This window comes from Actimicrobium antarcticum (assembly GCF_039536745.1).
GTDB classification, from domain to species: Bacteria; Pseudomonadota; Gammaproteobacteria; order Burkholderiales; family Burkholderiaceae_D; genus Actimicrobium; species Actimicrobium antarcticum.
On record NZ_BAAAZE010000014.1, the window covers coordinates 162,374 to 174,712 of the forward strand.

The following is a 12,339-nucleotide window of genomic DNA, read 5'->3' on the forward strand; positions in this document are numbered from 1 at the left end:
AAAGTAAATTCAGCGGGCCTGATTTCCCTGACTATCGGTCTGGACAGCGCAATTTACAACGCGGGTGCGGCAGGCGCTGCCCGCATGCGCCATGCGGCGACGATAGCAACGGCACACAACACGGTCACAAACAGGAAGGTTTCATCGAAAGCGAGAATACGACCGGACGAGTCACTACCCGGCACCGCAGCACCGCCGCGATGACTTGCCAGTCGCCATTCCAGCACGATGCCAACCATGCTTACACCGATCGCACCACCCAGCTGGCGCAGAAAGTTGAGGGTACTGGCACCTTGCGCGATCAAACCGTGCTCGACCCCGCGCATGGCGCCCAGGCTCAAGGCTGGCAACACGAAACCCAGGCCGATACGGCCGATGATGGTCCATGCCACCAGCGTTAGATAGCTGGTTCCCGACTGGCCAAAAGACAGCAAACAAAAAGACACCGCCAGCAGGGCAAGACCGCTAGCCACCAGTCTGTTGGGCGGATAGCGGTCCGACATTTTACCTGCCAGCGGAATGGTAATTGCCAGCACAATTCCCGCTGGCAGCAATACCAGCCCAGCTCGCGACGGTGAATATTCCATCGCCATTTGCAGATACACCGGTACCAGATAGGTCGAGCCAAACAAGCCCATGCCATAGATGAACGCCACTACCGAACCCATCGCGAACTGCCGATAACTGAACAGTTTCAGGTTCATCAGCGGCGCCTCTGTGCGCTGTTGCCACAAGATGAAGCCGATGAAGGAGAGCAGGCCTGTCACCAGCAGACCAGCGGCAAGGCGCAGATCGTCATGCAGATGCACCAGGCCATTCAGGACAGTCACCGTGCACAGGCCGGCGAGTAACAAGCCGCGCCAGTCCAGCGCACGGACCTCACCCATCATCGGTGAATTGGTCGACAGATATCGACGGATCAATACAAGCACCACCAGGCAAAACGGTACCACCACGAAAAAAATTGATTGCCAGCCAAAATGTTCGACCAGCACACCACCCACGCTGGGACCCACCGCCGGTGCAAGCACCACGCCAAAACCGAAAATGCCCATCGCCTTGCCCTGCTCTTTCAAGTCGAAGGCACGCAAGATCACGATGGCGGGTATCGGCTGCAGAACACCGGAAGCGAGCCCTTCGAGCACTCGCATCGACAGGAGCATCGGATAATTCACACTGAAGCCACCAATGACACCACCGATCAGCAACGCCACGATCGCCACCGTATAGGTGCGTCGCAGACCATAGCGCAGCAGCAACCAGGGCGTCGTCAGCATCGACAGGGTCATGGCAAGCATGAAACCCGCTGACACCCATTGCGCGCGTTCCTGGCCGATATGAAAATGCTGGCTGAGGTCCGGGATGGCGACATTGACGATGGTCGAAGACAGGATGGATGCCATCGTCCCGATCATCACCGTCAGCAGGATTAGCCATTTGTGCCTGTCACCGTGGCGCAGGCGAAGTTCTTCAAAGGTGCTCGACATTACGCAGGTTTCATTTTAATAATTCGGCCGTCAGGATGACCAGTGCCGAGACGACAAGCGTGGAGCCGAATGGCAGACAGAAGGGAAAACCGAAAAGCGTGAAGCGCACGTCGCCGGGTATCCGGCCGATGCCGAGCTTGCTCAGCCACGGCAACAGCACCGGAAAAATGATCAAACCGACAAAAATCACAGCCACCCAGCGTATCATTGCATGCCTCTCAACAACGGCAAACCTGCCGAGTGGCCTATCTTAGCGGATCAATCGCATCACCACGAATAGCAACAGCGACAACAGGACCGTCGAGGCAAACGGCAGAAAGATATTCTTGCCGAACAAACGGAAACGAATATCGCCAGGCAAGCGGCCGAGACCGATTTTTTCGAGCCAGGGCAAGGCTGCCGATAATACGATCAGGCCCACAAAAATGGCAAGGAACCAGCGAATCATGAGGCGTCCTTCACAGGCGATGACTGCGGTCGTTGCGCACGAAGCGCTCCGGCAGACGCAGCTTCTTGCCAACCACCAGCACCTTGAACAGCTCGCCCATCTCCGCGGGCGACGTGAGTTTTTGCACGGCGTTGGCTTGCGGCAGATAACGACGACCATCCTCCGGCGCGGTGCGCAACAGCAGGTCGCCAAGACCCGCTTCCAGCAGAAATGAGGCCTGGCTCATGTACCCCAGCAGTTCCAGACCGCCTTCCACCGCCGCCGTCGCCATGGCGGTGAAATCGACATGCGCAGTAATGTCCTGCAAACCCGGCAGGAAAAACGGATCGCCATGGGCGTGGTGCCGGTAGTGGCACATCAGGGTGCCGTGATCGCGCTGGTCAAGATAATATTCGCGCGCCGGAAAACCATAGTCGATGAGGATGGCAGCGCTGCCCTGGCCCGATTCCTCGAAACCAGCACACAGGATCTCGGCCAATGAATGCATGAAACCGATGCCGACCGGATGCACCTCGGTGGCGTAGCCGACCGGCAGCGTATCGGCTTCCGGGATTTGTGCCACCAGTGCCGGATCGCACAAGTGTTCGCGGAACACAAAATTGCGCGCCGACAAACCGATGCCGCGCTCGCGCCAGCCATGCTCGGTCTTGACGACCAGATGGGTCGGCATGGCATCCAGTACTTCGTTGCCAATCACGACGCCGGCAAAGGCCGACGGAAAATGATCCAGCCAAACTACTTGCGGAAAGTCCTTGAGCATCTGCTGCTGGCGCGCACGCAACTCGCCGGACAGCTCCACGATCGAATACCGGTGTAACGAGACACCCAACGCGGCCAGTTCGGTCAACATGTCGAATGCCAGCTTGCCGGTGCCGGCGCCAAATTCGAGCAGTTGCGGCGCGGTCATTGGCAGCAGGTCGACGACTGCCCGCGCCAGCGTCGCGCCGAAAAGCGACGTGATTTCGGGCGCGGTTGTAAAATCTCCGTCTTTTCCCAGCTTGGCGGCACCGCCACTGTAGTAACCGAGATCCGGCGCATACAGCGCCAGCTCCATGTAGCGCGAAAATGAAATCCAGCCCGAATTGTGGCGGATATCATTGGCAATCAGAGTTTGCAGGGAGCGCGACGCGCACAGCGCGTCGTAAGAAGGTTCGGGCAGTTGCAATTGCATGGCGTTATGTAGACATCTCAGCTGAAGGCACAACACTATGACCACAAATCGACAAAAAGTTGCACTCATCACGGGTGCCGCCAAACGCATAGGCCGCACCATCGCGCTGGAACTCGCCGAGCGTGGCTGGGACATCATTGTGCACTACCATCGCTCCGCTGACGAGGCCGCTGCCACGGTACGCGAGATCGAATTGCTGGGACGGCGGGCCTACGCCCTGCAATGCGACCTGTCGGATGAAGACGCCGTGAAAGCCTTGCTGCCGGCGGCAGCGGCCCTGTTTGGCGAGCGCGGGCGACTGGCTTGCGTGGTCAACAATGCGTCGCTCTTCGAGAAAGATGGTGCTGCCGATTTTTCATTGCGCGTCCTCAATGCCCACATGCATGCCAACCTGGCCGCACCGATCCTGCTGGCGCAAGCACTGCATGCGGCCACGCCGGATGGCGAACAATCCGTGGTGGTCAATTTGCTGGACCAGAAATTGTTCAACATGAACCCGGATTTTTTGTCATACACCTTGTCGAAAGCCGCACTGCAAACAGCCACCACCATGCTGGCACAGGAACTCGCGCCAAAATTGCGGGTAGTTGGCGTGGCACCCGGCATCACGCTGATTTCCGGTGACCAGACTCAGGCAGCGTTTGAACGCGCCCACCAGATCACACCCCTTGGTCGCTCCAGCAGCGCCGACGACATCGCCGAAGCCGTATGCTACGTTGTCCACGCAAAGGCGATCACCGGCACCACCTTGCTGGTCGATGGCGGCCAGCACCTGATACCGCTGCAGCGCGATGTCATGTTTGTTGCCTGAACCAGCACCGGTATCCTCTACGACCTATTTCAACCCGTTCCACCAACGACTGCCACCATGCCCTCTTTCTTGTCCCATCCAGCCCTGACCGATTGCCGCCGCCTCTTTTTGCGCAACTATGAAGTCCTCATCAACATCGGTGTCCACGATTTTGAAAAGAAAGCCGAGCAGCGCGTGCTGATCAATGTCGACCTGTTTATTCCGCTGGAACTATCGACACCGAAGGGCGATCTGCTCGATGAAGTGGTCGATTACGATTTCATCCGCAGCACGATTTCAAAGCGTACCGAAGCCGGCCACATCCATCTGCAGGAAACGCTGTGCGATGACGTCGCCGCGGCCATGCTGCTGCATCCGAAAGTGCACGCCGTGCGCGTATCGACCGAGAAGCCAGATGTGTATCCGGATTGCGAATCAGTCGGTGTCGAAGTGTTTCGGGTCAAGGCTGTCTAAGTGAATACCATGAACACCATCAGCACCGGGCAGGACACAGCACACACGGCTGCAACGCTGGCCGATCCAGCGGAACTGGCGGCGCTGTCAGCCAGGCAACGCGAAAAAATTACCTACGAAAATAACAAGCTGCACAAACGCCTGTGCCGCCAGGTTGGTCAGGCCATCGGTGACTTCAACATGATCGAAGAAGGCGACAAGGTGATGGTGTGCCTGTCCGGTGGCAAGGACAGTTATGCCTTGCTCGATATCCTGATGACGCTCAAGCAACGCGCGCCGATCAACTTCGAACTGATCGCAGTCAATCTCGACCAGAAGCAGCCGAATTTTCCGGAACACATCCTGCCGGCCTACCTGACCGAACTCGGCGTGGCGTTCCATATCGAAAACCAGGATACCTACAGCATCGTCAAACGCGTGATTGCCGAAGGCAAGACCACCTGCTCGCTGTGTTCCCGTTTGCGGCGCGGCATTCTGTACCGCGTCGCCGATGAACTCGGGGCGACCAAGATTGCGCTCGGCCACCACCGGGATGACATCCTCGAAACCTTTTTCCTGAATATGTTTTTTGGCGGAAAGCTGAAAAGCATGCCACCAAAACTGCAATCCGACGACGGCAAGCACATCGTGATCCGGCCGCTGGCCTATGTAAAAGAAGCCGATACCGAACGGTATGCCGAGGTCAAGGGCTTTCCGATCATTCCCTGTGACCTGTGCGGCAGCCAGGAAAACCTGCAGCGCAAACAGCTCAAGAACATGCTGCGCGATTGGGACAAAAAGCATCCCGGTCGCACCGACAACATCTTTGCCGCGCTGTCGACGGTCGCGCCATCGCATCTGATGGACCGCAACCTGTTCGATTTCGCCGGGTTGGCGGTGACCGGCATGCCGGTGGCTGATGGCGATATCGCCTTTGATGACGAACCCTGCGCAACACCGACGGCGATGCCAGGCGTGATTACGTTGCATTCGGGCGACTAAAGCGGGCGTATCAGGTTTTTGCCTGCAACTCTTTGTAATGTTGCAGGAATAACCGGACGACCTTGGGTTGTAATGGACTTCTTATCCGAATGCCTCGCCGATCGCCCAAGGTGTCCCGCCATGAAACTCAACGTCTTCCCTTGTATTGCCCTGCTGGTATTGACCGCCGTGTCGACCCCAGCAAGCGCAGATCCGTCCGGTCGCGTCGGCCGGATTTCCGACACGCAGGGTGCTGTCACTTTTCGCAGCGCGGGGTACACAGACGCAGCGATACGCAACTGGCCCATCACCTCTGGCAACAGCCTCGCTACCGACACCGCATCCCGTGCCGAAATCCGGGTTGGTTCGGCTGCCGTGCGACTCGATGGCAATACCGATCTGGATATCGTGGAACTCGACGATACCCGCTTCCATCTGCGCATCCATCGCGGCAACGCAGTGATCCATATTCGCAATGCCGACCTGGCACGTGATGTCGAGATCGACACGCCACAGGGACGCATTTTGCTGTCCGAGCCGTCGCAACTGCGTATTGATGTGCGCGACGACGCGCCCGTCACGATGTTGAGCGTATTGTCAGGATCGGCCAGCTTCGATGCGCCCGACAGCCGATTTTCAATTGCTGCGGGCCGGCGCGCCGAAGTCGCGGGCAATGAATTGCGTGTGATTGAATTGCGCACGGCCTTGCGCGACGATGACTTCGACCGATGGAGCGCCCTGCGCGAGCGCAACGATGTGCGCTCGGTATCGGCCAACTATGTCTCCGCTGAAACCACTGGCTACGAGGAACTCGATACCCATGGTGACTGGCGCGTTACCAGTCTGTACGGACCGGTCTGGTCGCCACGCGTGATCCAGACAGGCTGGGCACCCTACCGCGACGGGCGCTGGACCTGGGTCGCGCCGTGGGGCTGGACCTGGGTCGACAGCGCGCCATGGGGCTATGCACCGTCCCATTATGGCCGCTGGGTGTGGCTGGATCAGCGCTGGGGTTGGGCACCCGGCAACGTGGTGGCGCGGCCGGTATGGGCGCCAGCTCTGGTTGGTTGGGTCGGCGGGTCAAGCCCGCAAAGGGCCTATGCGGTTGGCGTGGCACCTTCTGTGGGCTGGTTTCCGCTGGCGCCGCGCGAGGCCTATGTGCCGGCTTACCGGGTATCACCCCGCTACATACAGCAAATCAACACCACCATCGTCAATCATGTCGTGGTCAATAACAGCGTGCAGGTTTATCAGAACCGCAACGTCAGCAACGCCGTCACCGTGATGCCGCATGCCCGGTTCATTGCACAAAATATCGTGCAGTCCGCACCGCCAGACAACGATCGGACCCGACTGGCCCGTGCCGCACCCGCAGTGGCTGTCATGCCGCAGACCATGACGACTCTGCCATCGCCACAGCCTCTGCCGGCAGCGCAACCACCGGCAAGGCAACCTGATTCCGCAGCGTGGCAAATTGAACGCAATCAGCGCAGGGAGGCACGACAAGCACGCAATGCGGATGCGCTTCCCGATCAGGATCAGGCTCGCCGCCATCAACAATCCGGTCTGGAACGGCGCGAATCACCGCGACCATCGCCCCAGGTCGCTGCCACGCCAGCGATACAAACTGCCGTGGTGGCGGCGGCACCGCTGACTACCCGTCGGGTCGACGTACAGCGACCGGCAAGCCCGCCTGGACAGGTGCGCGAACACCGCAGTGAACGCGACAAACCGCAGCACCGGCACGACCATCCGGAGCGATGACTACCGCTTGCACTGACTTAGCTGGCGGCCACTGCCAGATCCGCCAGCATCTTTTGCACATCCTGTATTTTCCGCACTGCATGCGCTTTTTGCTGCGGCGTACTCAGGTTGGCCATCGCCACGACCAGGCCGACGGCACCCTCCGTGGATGCCTCGAAAAACGCCGCATTCTCGCTCCGCGCCGTGTGTTCGTACTGCGCGCTCACATGCTCTTTGAGCCAGCGCATGGCGACGTCACGGGCAGGTTTTTCGGTACGGATTTTTTTCAGTAGGGCGATCAGAATGCGCTGACGCCGTGTACGGTCGAGGCCGACCAGCTCGTTATTGAGTGGTCGCGCATCCGACACCCGACGGAGTTGTGCCTCCTGCTCGCGCGTGAAGTCACCGAACCAGTACTCCGCTTGCTTCATGGCTTTTTTGAAACGAAATTGTTGACGCTCCTCAATGTCTCCACGCAAGTAATCTTTACGATAGCTTTCGGCATTGGAAGCGAATTTTTTTTCGATCGTGACGATCTGCTCGGCATCCAGCGACAAGCTCAGATCGGCTAACGCCGGCAACGCCTGATCGAACATGATGACGGCACGTTTTTTCATGGCGGCGTATCGGGCCGTGGCAATCGTCGGGGTCAGATCACTTTGCAGGTCGCGCTGGACCTCACCCAGAAGTTGGGCGTAGTCCGGCAACTGGGTTTCACGATGCCAGTCAAACAGGGCATCAATCTGCGGCCGCACTTGCGACCGCTGTACCGAATCGAAGCCGACATAACTGTTCAACCACCAATAAGACAGCGTCTCGCCGTTATTGTAAGTAAGACGCAAAGCACTGCAACCAGCCAGGAGAAGGACCAGACCCAGAACGGCGACTTTCGACCGCAAGAAACGCGTATGACGCGTGTTAAGATTTTGAACTTTATTCAATCAGGCACCTATGAACGTTGTCATTCTGGCCGCCGGCATGGGAAAACGCATGCAATCGGCACTGCCCAAAGTACTGCACCCGCTGGCCGGCAAATCATTGCTGGCCCATGTCGTCGATACTGCCCGTACACTTTCGCCGTCGCGGCTTTGCATTATTTACGGACATGGTGGTGATGCCGTACCGGCTGCCTTCGACGCCACGGACATTGTCTTCGCCAAGCAGGAACCGCAACTCGGCACCGGTCACGCTGTCATGCAGGCGCTACCGTTTCTCGACGATACCACTCCGACGCTGGTCCTGTATGGCGACGTCCCGCTGACCACCAGTGACTCGCTGCGCCGCCTGCTTGCCTGCGCCGGCACCGACACACTCGGCATACTCACGGTCGACATGGCCGACCCGACCGGCTATGGCCGGATGGTGCGCGAGAACGGCCAGATCGTCCGGATTGCCGAACAAAAAGATGCCAGCGCCGACGAGCTGGCGCTGACCGAAATCAACACCGGCATCCTGGTCGCGCCAACCTTGCACCTGAAACGCTGGCTGGCGTCCCTCTCCAATAACAATGCACAAGGCGAGTACTACCTCACCGACATCGTGGCCTGCGCCGTGGCCGACGGTGTGGCGGTGCACTCGGCACAGCCCGGGGCAGTTTGGGAAACCCTGGGCGTCAACAGCAAAGTGCAGCTGGCAGAGCTCGAACGTGTCCATCAGCGCAACGTCGCCCACAGCCTGCTGGAACAGGGCGTCACGCTGGCGGACCCGGCACGCATCGATGTCCGCGGCACGCTCATTTGCGGGCGCGACGTCAGCATCGATGTCGGCTGTGTTTTTGAAGGGACGGTGGTCGTCGCCGATAACGTCCGGATCGACGCCCATTGCGTCATTAAAAACGCCCGCATTGCGGCCGGCGCACACATCAAACCGTTCTGCCATATCGAGGATGCCGTGGTGGGTGCTGCCGCCATGATCGGGCCGTATGCCCGCTTGCGTCCCGGCGCCGAACTGGCCGATGGTGTCCATGTCGGCAACTTCGTCGAAATCAAGAACAGCCAGCTCGGTGCCGGCAGCAAAGCCAACCACCTGGCCTATATCGGCGACGCCACCATAGGCGCACGGGTCAATGTCGGCGCAGGCACGATTACCTGCAACTACGACGGCGTCAATAAATTTCGCACCATCATCGAAGACGATGTCTTCATCGGCAGCGATACCCAGCTGGTCGCGCCGGTGCGGGTCGGCGCAGGTGCCACCATCGGTGCCGGCACCACCCTGACCAAAGACGCGCCAGCCGGCAAGCTGACCCTGTCACGCAGCAAACAACTCACCATCGACGGCTGGCAACGGCCCATCAAACAAAAGAAATAAGGGAACTCTCTATGTGCGGTATCGTCGGCGCAGTCTCCACGCGCAACATCATTCCTGTCCTGCTCGAAGGCCTGAAACGGCTGGAATATCGCGGCTACGATTCCTGTGGCGTCGCGGTACTCAATGGCGGCCTGCAGCGCGCCCGCAGCGTAGCGCGTGTATCCGAACTGGAAAGCCAGATCGCGCAGTCGGGCCTCGAAGGCAGCACCGGGATTTCGCATACCCGCTGGGCCACGCATGGCGCGCCGGTGACGTTCAATGCACATCCGCATTTTTCACCGGACCAATCGGGCGTCAACCGGATTGCGCTAGTGCATAACGGCATTATCGAAAACTACGAAGAAATCCGCACCGAACTGAAAGCGCTGGGTTACGTCTTCGAATCACAGACCGACACCGAAGTGGTCGCGCATCTGGTCAACCACCTGTATGACGGCGACCTGTTCGGCACCGTGCAGCGGTCGGTCAAGCGACTCACCGGCGCGTATGCGATTGCCGTGTTCTGCAAGGATGAACCACACCGTGTGGTCGGTGCGCGCTTTGGCTGCCCGCTGATCGTCGGCATCGGCACCAATGAAAATTTCCTGGCGTCGGATGCGATGGCGCTATCCGGCTCGACCGACCAGATCCTGTATCTCGAAGAAGGCGACGTGGTCGACCTGCAGCGCAATGCAGTACGCATCACCGACAAGAACGACCAGCCGGTCGAGCGCGTGATCCACACGGTGAGTGCCTATGCCGGTGATATCGATCTTGGCCCGTATCGTCACTACATGCAAAAAGAAATTTTCGAGCAACCACGCGCCATCACCGACACGCTCGAAGGCGTGCAGGGGTTCGTACCGGAACTGTTCGGCACAAGCGCCGGTGCCGTCTTCAAGGACATCGACGCGATCCAGATTCTGGCCTGCGGTACCAGCCTGTATTCCGGCATGACTGCGCGTTACTGGCTCGAATCACTGACCGGCCTGCCAACCCAAGTCGAGATCGCCAGCGAGTATCGCTACCGCACGCCGGCAGTCAACCCGAATGCGCTGATTGTCGTGATCTCGCAATCCGGCGAAACTGCCGACACGCTGGCCGCACTCAAGTATGCAAAAGAACTTGGCCACCGGCATTCGCTGGCGATATGCAATGTCGGCACCTCGGCGATGGTGCGCGAGACCGAACTGTCGTACCTGACACGCGCCGGCACCGAAATCGGCGTGGCCTCCACCAAGGCATTCACGACACAGCTGACTGCCCTGTTCCTGCTGACACTGACGCTGGCAAAAATGCGCGGCAGGCTGTCGGACGAGCAGGAACATGCCCATCTGAAAAACCTGCGTCACCTGCCCACCGCGATTCAAAGTGTGCTCGCGCTCGAACCGCAGATCATTGCCTGGGCCGATGCCTTTGCGCGCAAGGAAAATGCGCTTTTCCTGGGCCGGGGCATGCATTATCCGATCGCCCTGGAAGGCGCCCTGAAGCTCAAGGAAATTTCGTACATCCATGCCGAAGCGTATCCGGCCGGTGAACTCAAACATGGCCCGCTGGCACTGGTGACAGAAGAAATGCCGGTGGTCACGGTGGCACCGAACGATAGCCTGATCGAGAAACTGAAATCGAACATGCAGGAAGTCCGTGCCCGTGGCGGCCAGCTGTACGTTTTCGCCGATGCCGATTCGCATATCTCGTCGAGCGAAGGTCTCCACGTGATCCGCTTGCCCGAGCACTACGGTTTGCTGTCGCCGATTCTGCACGTGATACCGCTGCAATTGCTGGCGTACCACACCGCGCTGGCACGCGGCACCGATGTCGACAAACCACGCAACCTGGCGAAATCGGTGACGGTGGAATAACCAGGGAGGATGCTGACGTTCGGTCACTGCGGCACCGCCACATCCTGCTCGACGGCCGCACCAGTGAAGCATCCCGACACGGCGACCTGCTTCAGGCGGCTTCAGGTGTCGAGGATGTCACCGTCGTCGTGCATCGTTGGCGGCAGACCTGATTCGATCAGCAGGTCTCCTGTGGATGGACATTGCACAGGAGACCAAACTGCTCCCATGACACTTCGGCGAAGCTGGTCAATCACACCGCCTGCGGCATGATTGATCCTGCACAGACCGACTCAGACCGGCGTCGGTCGGCCCAGACCGTCCATCCGCCGAAAAGACAAACCGGACACGCCACCGCCTGCAGTAAAATGACAACGGCGAAACCGGCAACGCCAGACCCCTGTGGTCGGCAATCTTCCCGACACCCGGCATCGACCAGAGCCAACGCTTCCCGCGCAACGCTCTTCCGCCCAACTTTCACAGGCCCTCACGACCGACCGTGACTCCAGCACAACCACCTTCGGCACTGCACCTGCTGCTGCGGCAAGCCACCAAAGAACCGCATCACGTGCTGGATCACCACCCGCTGTTGTCGTCACTGCTCGCGCCGCAAGCAAACCTCAATCAGTACGGTGACGCACTGGCCGCGCTGCACGGCATGTACGCCCAGACCGAAGCAGCCATCCTCGGCTATCTGCAGCACTGTCCCGACCTGTTCGATTACCTGCCACGCCGCAAATTGCCGGCACTGGAAGCCGATCTGCACGTACTGAAGCGGATGCCGTATGCCATCACAACGCCCTGCCCTGCGATCGATTCGGTCGGCGCGTTGTTCGGCATGCTGTACACGGTTGAAGGCGCTACGCTGGGCGGCCAGTTCATTGCCCGCAAGCTGGGCACGGTGCTCGGCGACGGTTTTCCGCGGCAGTTTTATACGATCTACGGAGACCACGGGCAAAGTCAGTGGCAAGCGTTCCTGCACTGCGCAGACACCCGCTGCCCGCCCGAGCAACACGCGGCAGCAGCCACGGCGGCAGTGGCGCTGTTCAGCACCTTCAAGGCACATCTCGACACGTGCCAGCGCCCCATCGAGTCAAGCGTGCCTGGCTGATACACCTCTGCCACACAGCACGGCC

General features: G+C 59.5%; 12 protein-coding genes. 7 read left to right on the top strand and 5 right to left on the bottom strand.

Going from position 1 to position 12,339, the window contains the following annotated elements:
• Positions 1 to 53: 53 nt before the first annotated feature.
• The 4 genes from ABD720_RS17535 to ABD720_RS17550 are packed head-to-tail and all read right to left on the bottom strand — an operon-like array spanning position 54 to position 3,106.
• The gene (locus tag ABD720_RS17535) at positions 54 to 1,487 is read right to left on the bottom strand and encodes an MDR family MFS transporter (protein ID WP_344765298.1); all 1,434 of its coding nucleotides are present in this window, start codon (positions 1,485 to 1,487) and stop codon (positions 54 to 56) included.
• Positions 1,488 to 1,497: 10 nt separating this feature from the next.
• Positions 1,498 to 1,695: a DUF2905 domain-containing protein gene (locus ABD720_RS17540; protein ID WP_344765300.1), complete on the bottom strand. Its 198-nt coding sequence runs from the start codon at positions 1,693 to 1,695 to the stop codon at positions 1,498 to 1,500.
• Between the two features lie 42 nt (positions 1,696 to 1,737).
• Complete coding sequence (locus tag ABD720_RS17545) at positions 1,738 to 1,935, bottom strand: DUF2905 domain-containing protein (RefSeq protein WP_344765302.1); 198 nt, start codon at positions 1,933 to 1,935, stop codon at positions 1,738 to 1,740.
• Positions 1,936 to 1,945: 10 nt separating this feature from the next.
• Positions 1,946 to 3,106, bottom strand: coding sequence for a class I SAM-dependent methyltransferase (locus ABD720_RS17550; protein ID WP_344765304.1), 1,161 nt, complete (start codon positions 3,104 to 3,106; stop codon positions 1,946 to 1,948).
• A gap of 37 nt (positions 3,107 to 3,143) precedes the next feature.
• Here ABD720_RS17550 and ABD720_RS17555 point away from each other — a divergent pair, with 37 nt between their 5' ends.
• The 4 genes from ABD720_RS17555 to ABD720_RS17570 all read left to right on the top strand — a co-directional run bounded on the left by ABD720_RS17555 (position 3,144) and on the right by ABD720_RS17570 (position 7,094).
• Positions 3,144 to 3,917: an SDR family oxidoreductase gene (locus ABD720_RS17555; RefSeq protein WP_344765306.1), complete on the top strand. Its 774-nt coding sequence runs from the start codon at positions 3,144 to 3,146 to the stop codon at positions 3,915 to 3,917.
• A 57-nt stretch (positions 3,918 to 3,974) separates the two neighbouring features.
• The gene (locus ABD720_RS17560; RefSeq protein WP_344765307.1) at positions 3,975 to 4,370 is read left to right on the top strand and encodes a dihydroneopterin aldolase; all 396 of its coding nucleotides are present in this window, start codon (positions 3,975 to 3,977) and stop codon (positions 4,368 to 4,370) included.
• Positions 4,371 to 4,379: 9 nt separating this feature from the next.
• A complete protein-coding gene (gene ttcA, locus ABD720_RS17565) occupies positions 4,380 to 5,351 on the top strand; it encodes a tRNA 2-thiocytidine(32) synthetase TtcA (protein ID WP_344765309.1) in 972 nt (323 codons plus the stop codon).
• A 120-nt stretch (positions 5,352 to 5,471) separates the two neighbouring features.
• Positions 5,472 to 7,094: a DUF6600 domain-containing protein gene (locus ABD720_RS17570; protein ID WP_344765311.1), complete on the top strand. Its 1,623-nt coding sequence runs from the start codon at positions 5,472 to 5,474 to the stop codon at positions 7,092 to 7,094.
• A 17-nt stretch (positions 7,095 to 7,111) separates the two neighbouring features.
• Here ABD720_RS17570 and ABD720_RS17575 read toward each other — a convergent pair whose 3' ends face one another.
• On the bottom strand, positions 7,112 to 7,915 hold the full coding sequence (locus ABD720_RS17575; protein WP_344765313.1) for a DUF6279 family lipoprotein: 804 nt from the start codon (positions 7,913 to 7,915) through the stop codon (positions 7,112 to 7,114).
• Between the two features lie 109 nt (positions 7,916 to 8,024).
• Here ABD720_RS17575 and glmU point away from each other — a divergent pair, with 109 nt between their 5' ends.
• From glmU to ABD720_RS17590, 3 genes are all read left to right on the top strand, one after another.
• Positions 8,025 to 9,383 carry a bifunctional UDP-N-acetylglucosamine diphosphorylase/glucosamine-1-phosphate N-acetyltransferase GlmU gene (glmU, locus tag ABD720_RS17580; RefSeq protein WP_344765315.1) on the top strand — a complete coding sequence of 453 codons (1,359 nt, stop codon included), beginning with the start codon at positions 8,025 to 8,027 and terminating at the stop codon, positions 9,381 to 9,383.
• A gap of 11 nt (positions 9,384 to 9,394) precedes the next feature.
• Positions 9,395 to 11,224 (top strand): glutamine--fructose-6-phosphate transaminase (isomerizing), encoded by a 1,830-nt coding sequence (gene glmS, locus ABD720_RS17585; protein WP_344765317.1) that lies wholly within the window; start codon positions 9,395 to 9,397, stop codon positions 11,222 to 11,224.
• Between the two features lie 478 nt (positions 11,225 to 11,702).
• Entirely contained in the window at positions 11,703 to 12,314 is a 612-nt protein-coding gene (locus ABD720_RS17590) for a biliverdin-producing heme oxygenase (RefSeq protein ID WP_344765319.1), read from the top strand.
• Positions 12,315 to 12,339 lie beyond the last annotated feature (25 nt).